This is a genomic window from Orbaceae bacterium lpD04 (genome assembly GCA_036251935.1).
Lineage (GTDB): Bacteria > Pseudomonadota > Gammaproteobacteria > Enterobacterales > Orbaceae > Orbus > Orbus wheelerorum.
In genome coordinates, this window is sequence record CP133967.1 from 2816086 (window position 1) to 2838165 (window position 22080).

Consider the following 22080-nt stretch of genomic DNA (forward strand, 5'->3'; position numbering starts at 1 on the left):
AAATTGACCTATTGAGGCATTTTTACTTGATAGGTCAAGTAACAATCATATGACCATCGCTCAACTAAACATTCACGACTTTCGTAATATCAATTCAGCTGAAGTCTTACCTTCACCAAAATTTAATTTCATTATTGGTGATAATGGTAGTGGCAAGACGAGCTTTCTTGAAGCAATTTATATGCTAGGCCATGGCCGTGCTTTTCGTCACCAATTATCGAGTCGTATCATTCAACATGATAAATCTGAGTTAGTGCTATTTAGCAAAATCATATCACCAAAAAATAAGATCCATAGCGTTGGATTATCAAAAGCTCGCAGTGGTGAGAATAAAATTAAAATTGACAATGACCAAGGTTTTAAACTTGCTGAACTCGCAAAGTTACTACCGATGCAATTAATTACACCAGAAGGATTCGATCTATTAAGCGGTGGTCCTAAATATCGAAGGGCCTTTATCGACTGGGGCTGTTTTCATCATTATAGTGAATTTATTACATTATGGAATAACCTACGTCGTTTGCTTAAACAGCGTAATGCTCTCCTTAAACGTTCAATCAATTATGACCAACTAAAACCCTGGGATAAAGAATTGGTTCCGGTTGCTAATCGAATAAGTCAAATTCGTCACGATTATATTGAAAAAATTCGCCATGAAATAATTAAAACTAGCCATGATTTTTTGCCTGAATATGATTTAGATTGCCAGTTTTATCAAGGATGGGAGCAATCACTCGATTATGCACAATTACTGGTTGAAAATTTTGAGCGGGATAAATTGTTTAGCTACACCACAATTGGCCCACATAAAGCCGATCTCAAATTGCGGATAAATAATATTCCAATTGAAGTTCTATTCTCAAGGGGACAACTAAAATTACTGATGTGTGCTTTGCGGCTAGCACAAGGTGAATTTTATGCCCAGTATCATAATCAAGCTTGCCTATACCTTATCGATGACTTTGCATCAGAACTCGATTTAACTAAGCGAGCTTTGCTTGCTAAGCGATTAAAATCGACTGATTCGCAAGTTTTTATTAGTGCTGTCGATCAAGAACAAATTCAAGCGATGGTTGATGAAAATGATAAGATTTTTTACATAAAATCTGGTATAATCTCAGAATAATTTTATCACTTTTTAGTTAAATGATGTTCTAGCGAGAAATACATGTCTAATTCTTATGATTCCTCAAGTATAAAAGTACTCAAAGGACTTGATGCTGTCCGTAAACGTCCGGGTATGTATATCGGTGATACTGACGATGGCACAGGTTTACACCATATGGTTTTTGAAGTTGTCGATAATGCCATCGATGAAGCACTTGCTGGTTATTGCCATGATATTCAAGTCACTATTCATACTGATAATTCAGTATCTGTGCGTGATGATGGGCGAGGAATTCCAACGGGAATTCATGAAGAAGAAGGAGTTTCAGCCGCAGAAGTTATTATGACTGTATTGCATGCTGGTGGTAAATTCGATGATAACTCTTATAAAGTTTCTGGTGGTTTACATGGCGTTGGTGTTTCGGTTGTAAATGCTTTATCAGACAAACTCGAGCTAACAATTTATCGTGATGAAAAAGTTCACCAACAATTTTATAGCCTTGGTGTACCACAAGCACCATTGGCTGTTATTGGTGAAACAACAGAAACTGGAACCTATGTCCGCTTTTGGCCTAGCCCACAAACATTTACTAATATTGAGTTTATTTATGAGATCCTTGCAAAACGTTTAAGAGAGCTCTCATTTTTAAATTCAGGTGTTTCTATTAAACTATTAGATGAGCGAACGGGTAAGAATGAACACTTTCATTATGAAGGTGGTATACAAGCTTTTGTAGAATATCTCAATAAAAATAAAACCCCAATTCATCCTAAAATTTTCTATTTTAGTTCTGAAAAAGATAATATTGGTGTAGAGGTCGCACTTCAGTGGAATGATGGTTATCAAGAAAATATTTATTGTTTTACCAACAATATTCCTCAGCGTGATGGTGGTACTCACCTTGCAGGATTTAGGGGAGCAATGACGCGTACTCTAAATACCTATATGGACAACGAAGGGTATAGTAAAAAGGCTAAAGTGAGTGCAACTGGAGACGATGCCCGCGAAGGCCTGATTGCGGTTGTATCTGTGAAAGTTCCCGATCCTAAATTTTCTTCACAGACTAAAGATAAACTGGTCTCATCAGAAGTAAAATCAGCGGTAGAATCAATTATGGCTGAAAAATTATCAGAATACCTTTTAGAAAACCCATCTGATGCCAAAATTGTTGTAGGTAAAATAATTGATGCAGCAAGGGCTAGGGAAGCCGCACGTAAAGCACGTGAAATGACTCGTCGTAAAGGCGCATTAGATTTAGGTGGATTGCCTGGAAAGCTTGCTGATTGCCAAGAAAAAGATCCTGCATTATCAGAGCTATATCTTGTGGAAGGAGACTCCGCAGGCGGCTCAGCAAAACAAGGCCGTAATAGAAAAAACCAAGCCATTTTACCGTTAAAAGGTAAAATATTAAATGTTGAAAAAGCGCGATTTGATAAAATGCTATCTTCGCAAGAAGTTGCGACATTAATTACAGCGCTTGGTTGCGGTATCGGCCGTGATGAATATAACCCTGATAAAATGCGATACCATAGCATTATTATCATGACCGATGCGGACGTCGATGGTTCACACATCCGTACATTATTATTAACGTTTTTCTATCGCCAAATGCCGGAAATTATTGAACGGGGATATGTTTACATAGCACAGCCACCGCTTTATAAAGTTAAAAAAGGCAAACAAGAGCAATATATTAAAGATGATGATGCAATGACTGAATATCAAATTGCTTTAGCGCTTGAGGGTGCATCATTACATGTAAATAACCATGCTCCAGCAATAGCTGGTGAGTCATTAGAAAAATTAATTGCTGAATATCAAAGAATTGAGAAATTAATTGGTAAAATGGAGAGGCGCTATCCGAAGACATTACTTGCTGAGTTAATTTATCACGATATTTTGACTGAAGAATTAATGAAAAATCAGCAATTAACCGAAGCTTGGGCAAAAGCGCTAACTGATAAACTAAGTGCACAAGAGCAACATGGTAATCTTTATCATTACGAAATTGAATATAATGAAGCAAGACAACAATATGTTCCGATAATTAAAATCAGGACTCATGGTGTAGACAATCGTTATAATTTAGATCTCGTATTTGCTCATAGTAATGAATATAGGAATATCTGTCATTTAGGTTCACAGCTAAAAGGGCTCATTGAAGAAGATGCCTTTGTACAGCGTGGAGAGAGAAAAGAACCAATCGCTAGCTTTGAAAGCGCAGTCGAGTGGCTAGTAAAAGAATCTCGCCGTGGACTAACTATCCAGCGCTATAAAGGACTTGGTGAAATGAACCCAGATCAGCTATGGGAAACAACGATGGATCCAACCAGCAGACGAATGTTACAAGTTAATATCCGCGATGCAATTGCAGCAGATCTATTGTTTACAACCTTAATGGGTGATGAAGTAGAACCAAGACGTGCATTTATTGAAGAAAATGCATTAAAGGCAGCAAATTTAGACTTCTAAATTAATTTATTGTCAGCACTAAGAATGACAAAATATTAAACCAGACAAATGTCTGGTTTTTTTATGGTGATAAAAAATAATTTTATTAATGACTGTATTATAAAAAGATATTGATTTAGTTGTAAAATTTATTAAATACAATAATAAAAAGTGAAATCAATCAAAATCAGTGATTGCAAAGAATAATCCAAAGCAAGTCTTCAGCGTTATAAATAAGCTCATTTTCGTTAAAATATTGTTGTAACATACCATTATAAAGAAAAAATAGTGATTATAAGCCTAATGCATATTTGACCAATTGCTTTTTAATAAGTGGAGTTGAATTAATCAAATTAATTCCAATACGTCTTAGGCGTTTTTTAAAAGATGATGATCCGTCGAAAGTATCTTGAATAACCTGCATAGCACTAAGCATAGCTAGTGTATCTTTATTACGAGTTAACTGATAATAACAATACAAAGACTTTATGCCAATATCTTTACCAGCAGCATAATGTTTACTTAATATACCTGTTAGTAGTTTAGAATCTTCGAGCCCTAAATTGAATCCTTGCCCAGCTAGCGGGTGGATCGTATGTGCCGCATCACCAATTAAGATCAATCTATTTTGTACCGGCTCCGGGCAAAAACGAGCAACCAAAGGGTACATTAATCGTTCATTAACAACTTGGCATGTCCCAAGTACATTATTGGTCATATCAGTAAGCTTACGATTAAATGAATCATTATCCATAGTAAGCAGACTGCTGGCTTCTTTAGGTTTAGCCGACCACACCAAGCAGCTCATATGAGGCTGCCATAATGGTAAAAACGCAATAATACCATCGTCATAAAAAATTTGTCTAGCGCAAGACTGGTGTGCATGTTCAGTTTTTATGGTCGTGATGATTGCATGATGAAGGTAAGGCCGCTGTAATAGAGTCATACCTTGTTTTTGTCTAATTAAAGAACTAGCACCATCGGCTGCAATAATAAGTTTCGCAGAAATTTGTTTATCATTGTCTAACGAGATAAATCCCCGATCAGTACTAAAGAAAATATTATTAACTTTATGATGTAAAAAATGAATATTCGGTTTAGTGATAGCATGTTGGTATAAAATATTTTGAATAACTTGATTTTCAATAATATAACCTAAATTATGATATTGATAATTTGAGTTCTCAGCATTTAATAATGTGTCACTATGTTTTTCTCTTACATCTATAGTGTTGAATGCTAAAACCCGCCCACTCTTTTCAAGTATATCCCATATGCCCATTTGCTGGAAATATTGCTGGCTGGCAGAATTGATTGCCGAGGCTCTAACCGTAATTTGATCATCAGAAAGTAACTGGTAAATATCAGTTTTATTCTCAATAATTGCAATATTCATTGATGTATGGCTTAAAGCACAAGCTGTTGCAAGGCCAACCATCCCTCCCCCAACAATGACAACATCAAAATCAATCACAATATATCCTCTTCATCTTTGGTTCAAATTTCAGCGCGAAGCATACCATATTTTAATATGTATAAACATTAACGCTGATAGATTTTAAGTAAATCAAGTAAAAATTAGGTGAGCATGAAAAATAAAAAAGCCCACGTAAAGTGGGCAAAGATGAAAGTAAGTAAAGAAGTAAAAACAAACAAAAACACATAAATCAACTTAATTGTAATGATAAAAACATTTTATGTCAACAACTTTAAATTGAAAAACAAATAAATAAACGCAAAAGCGGGCTTTAATTTGCTATTCAGATCATTACACTTTAAATAAGCTTAAAACACACGAACCCAAACGCTTATAAAGATAAAAAGGCCATCGATTATAGTTCAATCGATTAAAAATTTTTATCAATTTCTGCAGTTATTAATTTGTAATTAGAAAAAAAAATGATTTATAATATATAACAAATTTTTATGCACTAAAAAAAAAGGAATTACTTGTGATAATAAATAAAAGCGTACAAAATTTTAAAAATCGGTTAACCGAGATTATGAAAGGAGATTCGGTCTCTACATTCGCAAAAAAATGTGATATGTCTGAAACAGTAATAAGAGACTACTTATCAGGAAAAACATATCCATCATTAAATCGTCTAGCCTCTATCTCGGAGAAATGCAATGTTTCATATAGTTGGTTAGCAACAGGACATAAACTAGAAGAAATTCACGATACAGAGAATGATAATGTATATAGTGAATATATTCATCGTGTCCCTGTTTATATTAAGCAATTACCTACTGTAGAAGAAGCTAAAACACAAAAATATGTACGAGGAACCCCTCCCGTAATGAACTATCCAGTACTCGATGGATGGTTAGGCCACCGAGGGCTTGATTCTAAAAAGCTTATTATATACTGGGCAAAAGGTGATCTAATGTCGCCTGAAATTAAACAAAATAACGGTTTAATTATTAATACTGATATAAACGAAGTTATTGATGGTGGCGTTTATTTGCTCGAATATGAGGACATGACCTTACTTAGACGTATTCGCTTAACTTTAGAAGGATGGCAATTATTGTGTAACAATAATCAGTGTGAAACAATTACTGTTCTACGCAAAGACTTTAAGCAATACAAAATCGTTGGTAATGTCGTTCAAATTATCAAAGATTTATATTAATAATAAGCTAAATAAGAAAAGTGCTAAAAGCACTTTTCTTATTTGATGCAATAATTATCAAAACGATCTTCTTTGTTTTATTGCTTTGGCTAACTCATCTAGCAGTATAACTGAATCATCCCATCCAATGCATCCATCGGTGATACTTTGCCCATAGACTAAAGATGGATTATTATTAGGGTTTTGTGATCCCTCCTGTAGATGACTCTCAATCATTATACCAATAATTGCGTTTTCTCCATCTGATAGCTGATTGGCAATATTTTTTCCAACATTGATTTGCTCTTTAAACTGTTTACAGCTATTAGCATGACTAAAATCAACCATAATATTAAGGGGTAAATTTGATTTATCTAAATCATTTTTTACCGCGGTAATATGGGCTTTACTATAATTAGGCTCTTTACCACCACGTAAAATAATATGGCAATCAGGATTACCCGTTGTCGTTACTATTGCAGAATGTCCAAATTTAGTGACAGACAAAAAACTATGAGACGAATTTGCTGCATTAATTGCATCAACCGCAACTTTGATCGTACCGTCAGTGCCATTTTTAAAGCCAACAGGGCAAGATAATCCTGAGGATAATTCACGATGTACTTGTGACTCCGTTGTTCTTGCCCCAATAGCTCCCCAGCTCATTAAATCAGCAAGATATTGCGGTGAAATCATATCTAAAAATTCTCCCGCGGCAGGAACACCTAGTTCATTAATATCGACTAATAGTTTTCTTGCAATCCTTAAGCCTTCATTGATATCAAAAGTGTGATTGATAAAAGGATCATTAATTAAACCTTTCCAACCTACCGTCGTTCTTGGTTTCTCAAAATAAACACGCATAACTATTTCAAGCTCATTTTGATATTTTAAACGCATATCTTTAAGACGATTAGCATACTCTAATGCTGCCTTCGTATCATGAATGGAGCATGGACCAATCACAACCAACAAGCGATCATCTTTATGAGCTAGAATTTGATGAATATTCTGCCGAGTCTTAAAAACCAAATCCGCTATATGATTGGTTGCAGGAAATTTTTCTAACAATGCTATAGGAGGTAATAATTCTCTGATATCGGAAATGCGAACATCATCATTTTTATAATTCATTTTTATACCCAATGCTCAAAATAAGACATTAACAGTATATACTGAACCAAATAAAATAGTCATATTTTACTTTAGTAACAATACGACAAATATTTTAAACTGTTCAAAATATGCTGGCTGTATTAAAGTATCAGAAAATTTTTTTGAGATCACAGATGAAATTAAACCAACTCCGTTATATTATTGAAGTCGCCCGCAGTGGTTCAATTAATGAGGCTGCTAAAAAACTTTATATCACACAGCCAAGCCTCTCAACGGCAATAAAAGAACTCGAAGATGAGTTTGATATTCAAATTTTTACCCGAACATCTAAAGGGGTATCTTTAACAACAGAGGGGATAGAATTTTTAGGTTATGCCAAGCAAATCTTAGATCAAACAGAGCTACTAGTACAGCATTACAATAAAAAAATGCCGACGAAGCAATTATGCAGCATATCAACTCAACATTATGCCTTTGCAGTGAATGCATTTGTTAATTTAATCAAAAAAAATCATACTGATGAATATGAGTTTACTTTGAGAGAAACCCGTACTCATGACATTATCACAGACGTTGCGACACTACGTAGCGAAGTTGGTATTTTATATTTAAACGATTTTAATAAAAAAGTTATTCTTAGATTATTGAAAGAACATAATTTAACTTTTTTCCCGCTATTTGAAGCTGATCCACATGTTTTTATTAGCGCAAAACATCCTTTAGCTAAATATAAGATAATATCATTAGAAGATCTTGAAGATTTCCCTTATCTATCATTTGAACAAGGTGAATATAACTCTTTTTATTTTTCTGAAGAAATCCTAAGCACGGTTTACCATAAAAAAAGTATTCATGTTAGTGATAGGGCCACACTATTCAACTTATTGCATGGGCTAAATGGTTATACAATTAGTACGGGAGTGTTGAGTGTGGACCTAAATGGATCTGATATTACCTCAATAAGACTAAATACAGACGAAAAAATTTTAGTCGGCTGGATCACATCACAAAAAGTACAACTTAGTCAATCTGCTCAGCGATATATTGATGAACTAAAAATATTAATTCAACAATATGGATTTAAATTGAAGTAATGCATTGATACATATGAATGAATTAATAAAATCAATAAGGATAATAAAACCACCTTATCACTATTTTATTGATTTAGATAACCTTAACAGTGTAAAATGCGGACTCCATTAATATATAACACAATAGATAATATGAAAAATTACAAAGTATTTAAACATTCTGATGGCCGAATTGAAGCAGTAAAACAAGGTTGGTCTTGGCCAGGTTTCTTTTTTGGTTTTATTTGGGCTTTAGTAAAAAAATTATGGCTAGTTGCAGGGGTTCTAGTTGCTATTGGGATCATATCAGGCATACTTGTTGAAGTAACGGCACCAGATCCATATTCTTATGAGTATGAATCTAGCTCTACTATATTTTCTGGACTGTTGTCAAATCTAGTCATGCTCCTCACGGCAATTTTCCTCGGTATTAGAGGTAATTTTTTGCGAGAAAAGGATCTAATTAATAAAGGTTATGAGCTTATTGGCACCACAACTTCGGAAAATCCAGATATGGCGGTAAATGAAGTTAAAAAAAATGGAATTGGTGATACTAATATTCGCATTTAATTTATCAATAAAAAATCACCATATTAGTATGGTGATTTTTTATTGAGTAAATGAAAATTAGTCGGCTAAGTTAATATCAAAAACTTCAATATTATCCTTACTACCATAGATATCGTACCAAGGTCTTGCATATTGTTTTAAAATCTTGTTCAGATGTTCGACATTATCTCGACCTACGGTATCTAACCACTTATTTAGCCCATCTTTGCCACCTTGAGCATAAGCAGCGACGCCGTCAAACCATGTTGCTCTTCCGCCTAAAATTCCGCAATATTTTGCACCAGATTGTCCAGCAAAAATTAATTCGTCATGAAACGTTTTAGTTGGTACGCCTGCACTTAAATAAATAAAAGGTCTTGTTGCCGCATCACTTGCGGTTTTAAAATAAGCCGCAGCATCTTTTTGAGAATAGATAACACAATTATTATCATTAAATCCTTCAACATATTTAAATAAAACAGGTACCTCAACTTTTAGCACGTCTATGTGATAGCAATTTTTAGTAAATTCCTCAATTGTTCGGATCACTTTACTTGGTTTTATTTTTGCAAATTCAGGGCTTTTATCATCTGAAATAGTATTATCATAAACTATAGGCTCAACAAATACTGGTAGATCAGCAGCTCTTGCCTCATCCCCCAATCGCTCTAGAAAGGCATGTTTTTTATCTAAAATAGCTTGAGGATCATCGGGGTTATAATAAACCAGCACCTTAGCAGCGTCGGCACCTTTTTTTACCAATCTTTGGATCGATTCGTCAGCTAATATTTCCGGTAAACGCCCAGCCGTATTAACATCATATCCCGTTTTTTCATACGATAAGATTAATCCAGCATTGGCGTTTTTGGCTTTCATGCCTTTAAATCCATACTCTTCATCGAGTAAAATCGCACTAACATATTTAGTTAATTCTTTAGATACTAACTCTTTAAATTCATAAACCATATCAATATGATAACGTTCTTTTCCGACAGCATTTTCTAACATTTTAACCATCGAACCACGCTGGTCTATAGCTAAAGCCGCGATAATACCATCTTGGTTAGATAACTGCTCCATGCAATTAAATTTTCTACGTGATATCCGTTTTTTAGTCATTTTAATACCCCTAAAAATCAATGATTGTTATTGTTATTCTAAACCTCTCGATTAATCGTTCATGGTGAAATAGTGCTAATTTAAAAAATTAAACCGGTAATATAGATATAACAAATATTTCTATCTAATCCTTGCTTGACTCGATATTGAAAAACCATAGTGATTACCTCATAATGAACCAATAATAAAAACTCGGTTATATAAAATGACTCATTTAGTAAATCCCCTTATAAAGCATCGCAATTTAAACGCACACGATTATAAAACATTAGCGCTATCATCGCTTGGAGGCGCATTAGAATTTTATGATTTTATTATTTTTGTATTTTTCTCTTTAGTTATCGGCCATCTATTTTTTCCGCCAGATATGCCTGAATGGTTAAGCCAAATACAGACATTTGGAATATTCGCAGCAGGTTATATAATTCGACCTTTCGGTGGTATTGTAATGGCTCACTTTGGTGACTTATTGGGTAGAAAAAAAATGTTTACCTTGAGTATTTTACTGATGGCATTACCCACGTTACTAATCGGCTTATTACCAACTTATGCAACAATTGGTTATGCTGCACCAATATTGCTATTATTAATGCGTTTATGCCAAGGTTTAGCTGTTGGTGGTGAAGTACCAGGCGCTTGGACCTTTGTTGCAGAGCATGTACCAAAAAACAGAATTGGCGTCGCTTGTGGCATTTTAACGAGTGGCTTAAGTTTAGGTATTTTATTTGGTTCTCTTATTTCGATGCTTATTAATACTTTATTTATTGGTGAAGCGATGACATCTTGGGGCTGGAGGATCCCATTTTTTATTGGCGGCATATTCGGTTTTTTAGCTATGTACCTACGCAGATGGCTAAAAGAAACCCCAGTTTTTATTGAGATGCAACAGCAAAAGTCAAATGAAAAAAATAAACAGCTGCCAGTTTTAAGTGTATTAAAAAATTATTTTCCGCAAGCATTATTATCGATGTTATTAACATGGATATTATCTGCAGGGATCATGGTGGTTATTTTGATGGCCCCAATTTACTTGCAAAAGCAGTTTGATTTCTCGGCAATAGAATCATCACAATCTAATACATTGGCGATTATCGGACTTATCATTAGCTGTACCGTATATGGAGCATTAGCCGATAAGTTTCCGATTGGTAAAGTATTAATTTACGGCTGCATCATCGCAGTAGTCACAATTACCTGTTTCTATTTTTCACTTGAAAATCATCGCCACTTTTTATTCATCACTTATCCTTTAGCAGGTTTAGGTATCGGTGTTGTTGGCGCCTTTGCTTATTTTATGGTTAAGGCCTTTCCAACTAATATACGCTACAGCGGTGTTTCGTTTTCATTTAATATGGCTTACGCAATAGCTGGTGGGATAACGCCACTATTATTGTCAGTTTTTACGGATTTTTTTAATAAATTATCACCTGCATTTTACGTTATTTCATTATTTTCTTTAGGTGCAATAATAGGCGTAATGCTTTTATTAAGTTCAAACAACTATTTTGCTAAAGATATGTAATAGCGACTTTCAAATACTGCCACGTTAGGATAATACCTCGTGGCAGTAAATATCACTCTCGCTCTAATGCGTAGATAGGATCTAATTTAGCGGCTCGCTTAGCAGGAAAATAACCAAAAACGATACCAATGAAACTCGAACAGGCAAAAGCTGCAACGATTGCTGATAATGAAAATATCATCGAAAATGTCGTTACAAAGTAGGCAAATATTGCACCAATTAATAATGACAATAAAATACCGAGAGTTCCGCCGATAATGCAAACCAAGACAGCTTCAATTAAAAATTGCTGCAATATATCACTCGATCTTGCACCTACCGCCATCCTAACACCGATTTCACGAGTACGCTCAGTTACCGACACCAGCATAATATTCATAACACCAATTCCACCAACAATTAATGATATTAAGGCAATTGCCGATACCAATAAAGTCATTGTTGCAGTTGCCGATTCAATAGTTTGTCTTATACTATCAGAGTTAAAAATAAAAAAGTCTTTTGCACCATGACGCTTTAACATAATTCGTTCGACTGCTTGTTCTGCCACACCTAAATCGATATTATCATTAACTCTGACTGTAATGCTCCTTAATGTAGTTTGCCCAATCATTCGATTAATAACTGTTGAGTAAGGTAACCAAACATTGAGGCTTTCATTACTGCCCCATCCTTGATTTTTTTGTTTTGCAACACCAATAACTCTTACAGGTAATTGACCAACATAAAAAACTTGTCCTATTGGGTCTTCATCGGGGAATAGACGTTTAACCGTATTTCCATCGATAACAGCATCTTGTGCCGAAGTATTGACGCTATTTGCATCAAATGCTTTACCTTGAATAATATCATAACCTCGAACAGCAAAAAATTGTTCACCAACACCATTTACAGAGCCAGAAAGTGCTTGGTTATCCTTCCTGAAGTAGACACTCGTTGAAACATTGGGCGTTGCACTATGAATGTAACCTTGTTTAGATAAAGCATCCGCATCTGCAGAACGTAAGGTATTAATTCGGCCAGCGTTGCGATCACCAAAGCCACTACCTGGGAAAATTTCTAATGTACTTGTTCCCATAGAACTAATATCGGCTAAAATTTGCTGCCGTGATCCCTCACCTAATGCTACAACAGAAACGACTGACGCAATCCCAATAATAATCCCGAGCATGGTTAAAAAAGTCCGAAGCCTTTGTGAAAGCATAGATAAAATAGCCATTTTAAATGCATCTTTAAAACGGTCAATCTTTGCCGACAATGTATCTTGAGTTTTTATCGTTTCTACATTTTTAATTTGATGTGACTGTTCATCCTCTAATGTAAACAATGGATTTTGCTTATCAGCAATAATATTGCCATCACTAATTTCAATAATACGCTCGGCACTCTGAGCAATTTTGGAATCATGAGTAACAATGATGATTGTATGTCCTTGAGCATGTAGTTCACGTAAAATAGACATCACTTCATGACCACTTTTTTGATCTAAAGCCCCGGTTGGTTCATCAGCTAAAATTATTTGGCCGCCATTCATTAATGCACGCCCAATGCTCACTCGCTGTTGTTGTCCTCCTGATAATTGGGTTGGTTTATTATCTATTTTATCGGCGAGGCCCAATCGAGTTAAAATTGAAACTGCTTTTTTATGTCGTTCTTCTTTTTTCAAACCAGAATAAATAGCTGGGACTTCAATATTTCCCTCAGCAGTTAAAGCATTAAGTAAATGATAACGTTGAAAAATAAAACCAAAATGCTCACGTCGTAGTTCGGCTAACTCATCGGGTGAAAGCTGGCTAGTTACTCTGCCACTAATTGTATATACACCTTGTGTTGGTTTATCTAAACAACCTAATATATTCATTAGCGTAGATTTACCAGAGCCAGATGCACCAATAATGGCAACCATCTCACCGGCATTAATCGTTAGATTAATACTTTTCAAAACTCGAATAATTGAATCCCCAGCAGGAAATTCACGCGTAATATCACTTAATTGGATTAATGGGATTTCTTTCATAAATTTAGAATCTTACCCTTGGTGTTCTATTACTAATAGAAGATCCATCAAAGCTACTAAGTACAATGGTGTCACCTAAATTTAAACCTGATTTCACTTCAACATTGACATTATTATCTACGCCAATTTCGATCTCTTTTTCATGAACGTTTTGCTCATTATCTAAAATAAAAACTGTTGCTTTTCCATTACCAAGATTCTGTTGTATTGAGGCAGAAGGAATATAGAGCACATTATCGGCTTCATCTAACACTATATAAACTTGCGCCGTCATTGAAATTCGCAGAATATGATCAGGATTATCTACATCAAATAAACCATTATAATAAATAGCGGTGCTTGTTGTAGACGTTGTTGACGTTTCATTATTAATTGATGTTGGTGCTGGCTCAATTGCTCTTAAGGTCTGCCCACTAAATCGCTCATTGGGTCTACCCAAAATAGTAAAATATACTGGCATGCCTTTTTTTACATTAATAACATCTGCCTCCGAAATTTGTGCTTCAATTGTCATTTTATCTAACTGAGCAACTTTAACAATTGTTGGTGCACTTTGTACCGAGTTAACTGTTTGACCTTCCTCGATCGGTATTGCAACAACCACACCATTAATCGGTGATATAATTTTTGTATAGCCTAAATTGACCTCTGCTGTATCAACAGCAATTTTAGCGCGAACAATATCAGCATCTAATGATGTTATTTCGGCCTTCACCGAATCCAACTGAGCCTCAGCAGAATCAAGATCCGATTGCGCACCGACTCCACGTTTAACTAACTTTAGTTGGCGATCGTAAATGAGTTGATAATTTTTTAGATTAGCTTCTTTTGCTTTTCGCTGAGCTTCTAAACTGGCTAATGAAGCTTCTGACTGCTTCAAGTCATTATTTTGTTTCAAGTCATCAATATCAGCAATCATATCGCCAACTTTAACCTCATCACCAAGTTGTACATATAATTTTTGAATTTGCCCTGAAACTTGCGCCCCAACATTAACTAATTTAAAGGCACTAATTTGACCATCCGCTAACACTGTCTTTTCTACATTACCCTGCTCGACACGAGCGGTAATATAGCGCGGCATTGATTGTGTAGTAAAAAATATTGACTTGATTCCATAAGCGACAACTAGTATGAGCACTAACAAAATCATATATTTAAATTTTACTTTTTTTAATAACAACATTAATTAACTCACCCCTAATGAATAACATTCTTTTAATAATATAAAAACAAATAAATATTATTACCATTTTAATGTAAAATAGCTAACTATCGCTACTGATAACTTGAAATAAATTGTAATGATTATGAAAATAACAGTAACATCATAAGATAATAAATATGCAAAATATGATAAATTTAGATGATAATAGCAATATACTAATTCGAGTTAGCGGTAGAGTTCAAAATGTTGGATTTCGCTTTTTTACTTATCAAAAAGCGCATAAATTAAAATTGGTCGGTTATGTTAGGAATTTAATTGATGGTGAAGTTGAAATCGTTGCTTGTGGTAAAAAAATACAACTTGAGGCATTAATTCGATGGATCAGCTTAGGTGGACCAAGTTCTGCCGATATAAAAGACTTTTCAGTTAAAAATATTTCGCCTAGTGAAAAATATACTGATTTTAGTGTGAGATATTAATTTCGCAGAAATTGACGTAAAATAGATGTTCGAATGTGAAATATTAATTATAAGGGTAAGTAGTATTAATAATGAAAAAAAGAAACATAATTTATATTTTACTAATTATTTTGGTAACTAGCATTTATTATTATCAACACGATGAATCGGGATTAAATAATATTGACGTAGTCGATCTATCTACTCAACCTATCTATCAAAGTGATCGAATGGAAACAATGATTTATGATCCGACAGGAAAACTAACTTATAAAATTATTGCCGATACAGTAAAACGGTTTGATAATACAGGGGAAACCCTATTTGAATCACCCGATGTTACGTTATATAATAGCGATAAGATAAAAACTTGGCACATATTGGCAAAGCACGCCACACTGACACGAGATAAACTATTATTTTTAAATGAGCAAGTCGTTTTGACTAATTTGCTAACGGATTCTCAATTGCATAAAATAATGACAGATAATGCAAAAATTGACTTAACAACACAAATGGTCACATCTAGCGATCAAGTTACCATTGAAGGTACTAATTTTACGTCAACAGGGGTAGGATTACTTGGTAATTTACATGATAAAACTGCGGATATATTAGAAAATGTAAAAACTTATTACAATCCCCCGAATATGACAAATAACAGTACGAACTAAGGGCATTATTATATGATTCAATGTATTTCACCACGTTCTACCAAAGCAAAATGCGTACTTATTAGTATATTAATTACTTTGCTTTCGCCATTATCTATGGCACAAGAAATATCTAATCCAACAATTAATAATCAACCAATCTCTATTGATGCTGATAATCAACAGATCGATTTACAAAAAAATACGATTACATTTACAGGCAATGTTGTGATTATTCAAGATAGTTTAAAAATAAAGGCAAATACAGTTGTCATAACTGATATGCAAAGCAAAGATAACCAAATAATGACTGCGTACGGCACCCCTGTCTACTTTGAGCAGACTTATCAAAATAATGATAAACAAACTATTACAGGCCATGCTGATCAATTAGTCTACCAGGTAAAACAAAATTCAGTTACCTTAACAGGACATGCAGAGTTATTCCAACAAGATAACCACATTGTTAGTAATAAAATCGTTTATGATGTTGAACAACAAAAAATTCAGGCACAACCAGGAAATGGTAACCGCGTGAAAACAACGATTGTTCCGAACCAAGTTAAAGAGATTCAACGATAATATGGCAACTTTAAAAGCAACAAATTTAGCGAAAGTATATCAGCAACGCCGAGTTGTCGAAAACGTTAGTTTAGAAGTAAACTCAGGTGAAATCGTTGGTTTATTAGGTCCAAATGGTGCAGGAAAAACAACAACATTTTATATGGTAGTTGGCATTGTTTCACTTAATGCTGGTCGTATCTATCTTGATGATAAGGATATTAGTTTATTACCATTGCATGAGCGATCACAAATTGGGATTGGATATTTGCCACAAGAAGCATCAATTTTTCGTCGTTTATCCGTATTTGATAATATTATGGCTATTCTTGAAACACGCAAGTTGTTAACAAAAGAAGAGAGGGTTTCTAAAGCAGAAAGCTTACTTGAAGAATTTCATATTTCTCACATCAAAGATAGCTTGGGTCAAGCATTATCTGGCGGTGAAAGGCGCAGAGTGGAAATAGCAAGGGCACTAGCCGCAGATCCTAAATTTATTTTACTTGATGAACCTTTTGCTGGGGTTGATCCGATTTCAGTTATTGATATTAAAAATATTATTCGTGATCTAAGAGACCGAGGTCTTGGTGTATTAATCACAGATCATAATGTTCGAGAAACACTTGATGTTTGTGAACGAGCTTATATAGTGAGTAAAGGACACTTAATTGCAGAAGGCAGCCCGAATACAATCCTAAATGATGAATTGGTAAAACAAGTCTATTTAGGTGAAGAATTTAGGTTATGATAAAACAGAGTCTACAATTAAAAATTTCACAGCAGTTGGCTATGACGCCACAATTGCAACAAGCAATTCGCCTGTTGCAACTATCTACTCAAGAATTATGCCAAGAAATTCAAGTCTTACTAGAAAATAATCCTTTACTTGAAATCGATGATAATTTCAATGAAATCAGCATTGAGAGTAGTCCTGAATCAGATAATATTGATACATCAGAAATGATGGAAAATCGGGAAATTTCAATTGATATATCACTTGATGCATCTCTCGATGATATTTATAGCGCTGGCACACCGTCAGGCACTTTTTCCGACTATCACAATGATGAGCTGCCTATCTATCAAGGAGAAACACATCAAACGTTAAATGAGTATTTAATGTGGCAATTAAATTTAACACCGTTTAGCGAACGAGATAAAGCTATCGCCATTTCATTGATCCAATCAATTGATGAGAAAGGATATTTAAGCTGCTCAATACAAGATATTTTAGAAGAACAAGGTAATGATGAAGTCGAACTTGATGAAGTCGAAGCGGTACTCAAACGAATTCAGCACTTTGACCCAGTTGGTATCGGAGCAAGAACATTGCAAGAGTGCCTAACTTTGCAAGTGAATCAACTTTACCCGATAACTAACGAATTAAGATATGCAAAAATAATTATTGATAATTATTTAGAATTACTTGGTCAAAAAGACTTCAAATCACTACAGAAAAAGCTAAGTATCGACCAAGAGTCACTCAAACATACAATTAATTTAATTCAACAACTACATCCCTATCCAGGTGACTTGATTAACACATCCGCTCCTGAGTATATTATTCCAGATGTATTTGTAAAAAAAATAGCAGAAAAATGGTTAGTACTTATTAATAATGACGCTATCCCTCGTTTAAGAATCAATCAGCACTACGCCGCAATGGAAAAAATAACTAATGAAAACGATAGCAAATATATCCATCAAGCATTACAAGATGCCAATTGGTTAATCAAAAGCATTGAAAACCGTAACGATACACTTACAAAAGTGAGTAGATTCATCGTAAAGCATCAGCAAGGTTTTCTTGATCATGGCGAGGAATATATGAAGCCAATGATCTTAGCCGACGTTGCCAATGCGATTAATATGCATGAGTCAACCATTTCTCGAATTACTGCCTCAAAATATTTGCAATGCCCTCGTGGAATTTTTGAGTTAAAATATTTTTTTTCGAGCCATGTTAATACAGAATCAGGAGGTGAGGCATCCTCTACAGCAATAAGAGCTTTAATTAAAAAGTGGATCAGTCAAGAAAGTTGCCAAAAGCCACTAAGCGATAATAAAATAGCAAACTTACTTGAAGAGCAAGGAATTATTGTTGCAAGGCGAACAATTGCAAAGTATAGAGAACTATTATCAATTCCATCATCAAGCCAACGAAAAACACTAAAATAAATGGTTACGATTAATTAATCAGCAAATTAAAGGATAAAAATATGCTTTTAATGATAGTAAGTGGTCGATCTGGTTCAGGCAAATCAATTGCCTTAAGAGCGCTAGAAGATATCGGTTTTTACTGTGTTGATAATATTCCGATTATTTTATTACCAGAATTAGCTAAAGCATTAGGCGATACTAAAACGCCGGTAGCAGTTAGCGTTGATATTCGAAATCTGCCCGCAAGTTTTACTCAGCTAGGTGAAATTATGGGGCAATTACCAGAGTCAATTACGCCACAGTTCCTTTTTCTTGAAAGTAGCCGCAATACTCTTATTCGTCGTTACAGCGAAACAAGGCGTATTCACCCATTGTCGATACAAGGCTGCTCACTAGAAGAAGCAATTGACCTAGAGGAACAATACCTCGAACCATTAAGAGATCGTGCTGATTTAAGAATTAATACTGATAATTTATCGACCCATGAACTATCTGATATTTTGCGGCAAAGGATTCTCGGGAAAAAAGAGCGTGAACTAACAATTATCTTTGAGTCATTTGGTTTTAAACATGGTTTACCTAGTGAATCAGATTTTGTCTTTGATGTGAGATTCTTACCCAATCCACATTGGGACCCAAGTTTGCGCCCCTTAACTGGACTGGATAAACCGGTTCAAGAATATTTAACCAAGCACTGGGAAGTAAATAATTTCATTTATCAAACTGCAAATTATATGCAGCAGTGGCTACCTTTATTACAAAAAAATAATAGAAGTTATTTAACTATCTCTATTGGTTGCACTGGTGGGCAACATCGTTCTGTTTATGTTGCTGAAAAATTAGCTGATTTGTTCAGGACGCATGGACAACAAGTACAAACTCGTCATCGTAGCCTTGAAAAGGAATTATATAAAAAATAAATTATACCCATTCATCTGAATGGGTATAAATAATACAACTATTTTTAAAACAACTTACCCATAACAGATTAGATTAATCTAATATTGAGCAATAAGGTCTAGCCAATAAAAAGACTTTATTTATTGTATTTCTTATCAAAATTTTCATCTGAAGAACAAAAATAAACAATTGCTTCAATAAAAGAAACAATTGCAATTATAAGCGTAGGTATACCCAACAAAAATAGACCTAATATTGTACAAACCAAGTACAAAACACCTAAACCAATCTGCCCTAAATAAAATTTATGAACACCTAACCCACCAAAAAATAATGCTAATAAACCAGCAACGACTTTACTCTTATTACTTTTTTTTATATTTGCTTGAGTTACAGCGCCACAACTAGGGCACGACAATGCAGTTTTATGAATTTGATTTCCGCATCCTGAACAATAAACCATATCAACCATTATAAACATCCTTATTTAATATAATTTTATATCTTTGCCGTGGCATTATATCTTGCTCTTAATAATATTTGAAGCTTATTTTTTATTGAGATTGTTTTATTATCATATATTCAAATATACACTGTTCAACATCTACTTTATATTTCTCAACTAAATCACATAGCTTAATTTTTTCTGGTTTTTGCACCAATGTACTGACTTTAACTAATTCAATATCAGGTGGAAGTTGTGCCAGTTTTTCTTTCAGCACCTTGACAGTCGTACTATAAGGATGGCCAATAGCAACAGCGCTACCATATTTTTGGGCATGTTTAATTGCTAAATTAAATTGATGCGCAATAGCGGCCTCATTTTGTGTATCATCAAGAAAAATATCGCGAACAACTGTCGGTACGCGATATTTTTTTGCAGCTAAAATCCCTTTACTCGTTGCTATTGTTTTACTATCAAGGAAAAATAATGAATAGTGAGATAAACTTTTCATCACTTTTTCCATTCCGGCTAAATCAGCAGTCATTAAACTTCCCATGTGATTATTCATACCAATTGCATAAGGTACTTTCTCAATTGATTGACCAACAATACGCTGAATTTCATCTTCACTCATTGAGGGTACTAATGTATTGACCTCTAGTGGCTGCTTGCTTATCGGTGCCATTGGTAAATGAATAATAACATCATTACCATTTTGATGAGCAAATGTAGCAATATGAGTGCCATTTGGCGTGTTTGGTAACACAGCAATAGTAATTTCGGGAGATAATAAAATAACCTGCTCTTCATTTTGTTCTCGATAACCAAAGTCATCAATTACTAAGGCTAGCTTTGCCGCGTAGGTTATGGGAATAATGAAAAATAGAAATAAACACAATCCAAACTTATATAATACACTTCTTTGTTTCATTTTTTTAACCATGCACTTGGATCCAGTGCCTTACCATCTCGCCTAACTTCAAAATAGAGTGATGAATTACCCTGTCCTCCAGTGGTTCCCACTAATGCAATATCCTGACCGGCCTCAATTTTATCACCCACATCAACTAATACTCGCTGGTTATAGCCATATAGTGTCATATCACCTTTACCATGTTCTATCGCGACAATAAAACCATATCCTTGTAACCAATTCGCTAAAATGACACGGCCATCCGCAATTGCTTTAACTTTAGTACCTTCTTTTGCATTAATGACTAATCCTTTCCAGCGAAGCTCACCTTGCTGTGGTTCGCCAAATTGATATAAAATACTCCCAGTTACAGGCCAACTTAATATATGGTTTGGTTTACCGATCCCGCTTGTTCTTGCCATTAAGGCTTTTTCATCTTTTGTTGGATTATAGTTATAATTTTGCTGTTTAGCTTTTATTTGTGCAGCTTGTTTAGCTTCATCCTCAGCAATTTTTTTACTTTCACGTTCGGCTTTAGCAATCTGCTGTTGTAATGCAACTTCATTTTCTTTAAGTTCATCGAGTTTTTGTTGATTTAACTGCATTGATTGTTCAAGCGCTGAAATTGTGTTTTTCCGTTGCTGTTGATTTACTAAAAGATTATCCCTTTGCTCTTTTTGCTTCTGTTGCAATGCAAGTTGAGATTGATGTTTTTGTTCTAATAATATTTTTTTACTATTTATTTCATCTTGAATCTTTTTAAGATTATTAATCCGATTTTGTCGCTCTTCATTAATATATCTATAATAAGTGATAATTCGCTCATTCCGCTCACTTTCTTGCCCCGCAAATACCAATTCCATACTACTTGTTTTACCAAGTTTGAACGCACCTTCTAGCTGCTTTGCTAAAATTTGTCGTTGAGTGACTTGTTTCTTTTCCAAGTCATTAATTTGAGGATTAAGTTCACCAATATCTTGTAATAATGTGGCGAGTAATTTATCTGATTTATCTAATGATGCTAATAATCTAGCAATAGCTGTTTCTTGTTTTTTTAGGTCTTCGACAAATTTTATTCGTTGCTTCTTTTGTTCTGCGAGTTTTTTTTCTTGATCAGCAATCGATTGACGAACCGATTGCAAATCACTTTTATTATCAGCATAACAATAGTGTAAGGTGGAAAAACTTCCACATAGTGTTAATAGTAGATAAAAATAAATATGCCGCATGTTAATTGTATTTTAAAGCCAAG

Annotated in this window: 20 protein-coding genes; 12 read left to right on the forward strand and 8 right to left on the reverse strand. The window is 34.4% G+C overall.

Annotation, left to right across the window (positions count from 1 at the left end; all coding sequences use genetic code 11):
* Positions 1 to 49 precede the first annotated feature (49 nt).
* Positions 50 to 1126 carry a DNA replication/repair protein RecF gene (recF, locus tag RHO14_12415; protein WVD71130.1) on the forward strand — a complete coding sequence of 359 codons (1077 nt, stop codon included), beginning with the start codon at positions 50 to 52 and terminating at the stop codon, positions 1124 to 1126.
* 42 nt (positions 1127 to 1168) lie between these two features.
* Positions 1169 to 3580 (forward strand): DNA topoisomerase (ATP-hydrolyzing) subunit B, encoded by a 2412-nt coding sequence (gene gyrB / locus RHO14_12420; GenBank protein WVD71131.1) that lies wholly within the window; start codon positions 1169 to 1171, stop codon positions 3578 to 3580.
* A 271-nt stretch (positions 3581 to 3851) separates the two neighbouring features.
* Here the strand turns inward: gyrB and RHO14_12425 are convergent, their stop codons facing one another.
* Complete coding sequence (locus RHO14_12425; protein ID WVD71132.1) at positions 3852 to 5033, reverse strand: FAD-dependent monooxygenase; 1182 nt, start codon at positions 5031 to 5033, stop codon at positions 3852 to 3854.
* A gap of 529 nt (positions 5034 to 5562) precedes the next feature.
* Here RHO14_12425 and RHO14_12430 point away from each other — a divergent pair.
* Positions 5563 to 6195, forward strand: coding sequence for a S24 family peptidase (locus RHO14_12430; protein ID WVD71133.1), 633 nt, complete (start codon positions 5563 to 5565; stop codon positions 6193 to 6195).
* A 57-nt stretch (positions 6196 to 6252) separates the two neighbouring features.
* Here RHO14_12430 and aroG read toward each other — a convergent pair whose 3' ends face one another.
* On the reverse strand, positions 6253 to 7308 hold the full coding sequence (gene aroG / locus RHO14_12435; protein ID WVD71134.1) for a 3-deoxy-7-phosphoheptulonate synthase AroG: 1056 nt from the start codon (positions 7306 to 7308) through the stop codon (positions 6253 to 6255).
* Positions 7309 to 7463: 155 nt separating this feature from the next.
* Here aroG and RHO14_12440 point away from each other — a divergent pair, with 155 nt between their 5' ends.
* Positions 7464 to 8384, forward strand: a complete 921-nt coding sequence (locus RHO14_12440) for a LysR family transcriptional regulator (GenBank protein WVD71135.1) — start codon at positions 7464 to 7466, stop codon at positions 8382 to 8384.
* 132 nt (positions 8385 to 8516) lie between these two features.
* A complete protein-coding gene (locus tag RHO14_12445; GenBank protein ID WVD71136.1) occupies positions 8517 to 8933 on the forward strand; it encodes a DUF2628 domain-containing protein in 417 nt (138 codons plus the stop codon).
* A 57-nt stretch (positions 8934 to 8990) separates the two neighbouring features.
* On the opposite strand, the gene RHO14_12450 is transcribed toward RHO14_12445, so the two are convergent.
* Entirely contained in the window at positions 8991 to 10031 is a 1041-nt protein-coding gene (locus RHO14_12450) for a tagatose 1,6-diphosphate aldolase (GenBank protein WVD71137.1), read from the reverse strand.
* 205 nt (positions 10032 to 10236) lie between these two features.
* Between RHO14_12450 and RHO14_12455 the strand changes: the two genes are divergently transcribed.
* A complete protein-coding gene (locus RHO14_12455) occupies positions 10237 to 11553 on the forward strand; it encodes an MFS transporter (protein ID WVD71138.1) in 1317 nt (438 codons plus the stop codon).
* Positions 11554 to 11605: 52 nt separating this feature from the next.
* On the opposite strand, the gene RHO14_12460 is transcribed toward RHO14_12455, so the two are convergent.
* Both RHO14_12460 and RHO14_12465 read right to left on the reverse strand, forming a co-directional pair.
* Positions 11606 to 13570 carry a MacB family efflux pump subunit gene (locus RHO14_12460; protein WVD71139.1) on the reverse strand — a complete coding sequence of 655 codons (1965 nt, stop codon included), beginning with the start codon at positions 13568 to 13570 and terminating at the stop codon, positions 11606 to 11608.
* A 4-nt stretch (positions 13571 to 13574) separates the two neighbouring features.
* On the reverse strand, positions 13575 to 14756 hold the full coding sequence (locus RHO14_12465; GenBank protein ID WVD71140.1) for an efflux RND transporter periplasmic adaptor subunit: 1182 nt from the start codon (positions 14754 to 14756) through the stop codon (positions 13575 to 13577).
* 158 nt (positions 14757 to 14914) lie between these two features.
* Between RHO14_12465 and yccX the strand changes: the two genes are divergently transcribed.
* The 6 genes from yccX (at position 14915) to rapZ (ending at position 19490) form a co-directional block, all read left to right on the forward strand.
* Positions 14915 to 15217 carry an acylphosphatase gene (gene yccX / locus RHO14_12470; protein ID WVD71141.1) on the forward strand — a complete coding sequence of 101 codons (303 nt, stop codon included), beginning with the start codon at positions 14915 to 14917 and terminating at the stop codon, positions 15215 to 15217.
* A 71-nt stretch (positions 15218 to 15288) separates the two neighbouring features.
* Positions 15289 to 15870: an LPS export ABC transporter periplasmic protein LptC gene (gene lptC / locus RHO14_12475; GenBank protein ID WVD71142.1), complete on the forward strand. Its 582-nt coding sequence runs from the start codon at positions 15289 to 15291 to the stop codon at positions 15868 to 15870.
* Between the two features lie 12 nt (positions 15871 to 15882).
* Positions 15883 to 16431 carry a lipopolysaccharide transport periplasmic protein LptA gene (lptA, locus tag RHO14_12480; protein WVD71143.1) on the forward strand — a complete coding sequence of 183 codons (549 nt, stop codon included), beginning with the start codon at positions 15883 to 15885 and terminating at the stop codon, positions 16429 to 16431.
* A gap of 1 nt (position 16432) precedes the next feature.
* Complete coding sequence (gene lptB / locus RHO14_12485) at positions 16433 to 17158, forward strand: LPS export ABC transporter ATP-binding protein (protein WVD71144.1); 726 nt, start codon at positions 16433 to 16435, stop codon at positions 17156 to 17158.
* A complete protein-coding gene (locus tag RHO14_12490) occupies positions 17158 to 18588 on the forward strand; it encodes an RNA polymerase factor sigma-54 (GenBank protein ID WVD72512.1) in 1431 nt (476 codons plus the stop codon). The genes lptB and RHO14_12490 overlap by 1 nt, the downstream gene beginning before the upstream one ends.
* Positions 18589 to 18629: 41 nt before the next feature.
* On the forward strand, positions 18630 to 19490 hold the full coding sequence (gene rapZ, locus RHO14_12495) for an RNase adapter RapZ (GenBank protein ID WVD71145.1): 861 nt from the start codon (positions 18630 to 18632) through the stop codon (positions 19488 to 19490).
* A 116-nt stretch (positions 19491 to 19606) separates the two neighbouring features.
* On the opposite strand, the gene RHO14_12500 is transcribed toward rapZ, so the two are convergent.
* From RHO14_12500 to envC, 3 genes are all read right to left on the reverse strand, one after another.
* A complete protein-coding gene (locus RHO14_12500; protein WVD71146.1) occupies positions 19607 to 19942 on the reverse strand; it encodes a TM2 domain-containing protein in 336 nt (111 codons plus the stop codon).
* Between the two features lie 82 nt (positions 19943 to 20024).
* Positions 20025 to 20846 (reverse strand): divergent polysaccharide deacetylase family protein, encoded by an 822-nt coding sequence (locus RHO14_12505; protein WVD71147.1) that lies wholly within the window; start codon positions 20844 to 20846, stop codon positions 20025 to 20027.
* The gene (gene envC, locus RHO14_12510) at positions 20843 to 22057 is read right to left on the reverse strand and encodes a murein hydrolase activator EnvC (protein ID WVD71148.1); all 1215 of its coding nucleotides are present in this window, start codon (positions 22055 to 22057) and stop codon (positions 20843 to 20845) included. Before envC ends, RHO14_12505 begins: the two co-directional genes overlap by 4 nt.
* Between the last annotated feature and the right edge of the window lie 23 nt (positions 22058 to 22080).

What these genes read in the sequence shown, in the direction of transcription:
- recF (WVD71130.1), top strand. Translation starts at nt 50, where the DNA reads ATGACCATCGCTCAACTAAACATTCACGACTTTCGTAATATCAATTCA.
- gyrB (WVD71131.1), top strand. Translation starts at nt 1,169, where the DNA reads ATGTCTAATTCTTATGATTCCTCAAGTATAAAAGTACTCAAAGGACTT.
- RHO14_12430 (WVD71133.1), top strand. Translation starts at nt 5,563, where the DNA reads ATGAAAGGAGATTCGGTCTCTACATTCGCAAAAAAATGTGATATGTCT.
- aroG (WVD71134.1), bottom strand. Translation starts at nt 7,308, where the DNA reads ATGAATTATAAAAATGATGATGTTCGCATTTCCGATATCAGAGAATTA.
- RHO14_12440 (WVD71135.1), top strand. Translation starts at nt 7,464, where the DNA reads ATGAAATTAAACCAACTCCGTTATATTATTGAAGTCGCCCGCAGTGGT.
- RHO14_12445 (WVD71136.1), top strand. Translation starts at nt 8,517, where the DNA reads ATGAAAAATTACAAAGTATTTAAACATTCTGATGGCCGAATTGAAGCA.
- RHO14_12450 (WVD71137.1), bottom strand. Translation starts at nt 10,031, where the DNA reads ATGACTAAAAAACGGATATCACGTAGAAAATTTAATTGCATGGAGCAG.
- RHO14_12455 (WVD71138.1), top strand. Translation starts at nt 10,237, where the DNA reads ATGACTCATTTAGTAAATCCCCTTATAAAGCATCGCAATTTAAACGCA.
- RHO14_12460 (WVD71139.1), bottom strand. Translation starts at nt 13,570, where the DNA reads ATGAAAGAAATCCCATTAATCCAATTAAGTGATATTACGCGTGAATTT.
- RHO14_12465 (WVD71140.1), bottom strand. Translation starts at nt 14,756, where the DNA reads ATGTTGTTATTAAAAAAAGTAAAATTTAAATATATGATTTTGTTAGTG.
- yccX (WVD71141.1), top strand. Translation starts at nt 14,915, where the DNA reads ATGCAAAATATGATAAATTTAGATGATAATAGCAATATACTAATTCGA.
- lptC (WVD71142.1), top strand. Translation starts at nt 15,289, where the DNA reads ATGAAAAAAAGAAACATAATTTATATTTTACTAATTATTTTGGTAACT.
- lptA (WVD71143.1), top strand. Translation starts at nt 15,883, where the DNA reads ATGATTCAATGTATTTCACCACGTTCTACCAAAGCAAAATGCGTACTT.
- lptB (WVD71144.1), top strand. Translation starts at nt 16,433, where the DNA reads ATGGCAACTTTAAAAGCAACAAATTTAGCGAAAGTATATCAGCAACGC.
- rapZ (WVD71145.1), top strand. Translation starts at nt 18,630, where the DNA reads ATGCTTTTAATGATAGTAAGTGGTCGATCTGGTTCAGGCAAATCAATT.
- RHO14_12500 (WVD71146.1), bottom strand. Translation starts at nt 19,942, where the DNA reads ATGGTTGATATGGTTTATTGTTCAGGATGCGGAAATCAAATTCATAAA.
- RHO14_12505 (WVD71147.1), bottom strand. Translation starts at nt 20,846, where the DNA reads ATGAAACAAAGAAGTGTATTATATAAGTTTGGATTGTGTTTATTTCTA.
- envC (WVD71148.1), bottom strand. Translation starts at nt 22,057, where the DNA reads ATGCGGCATATTTATTTTTATCTACTATTAACACTATGTGGAAGTTTT.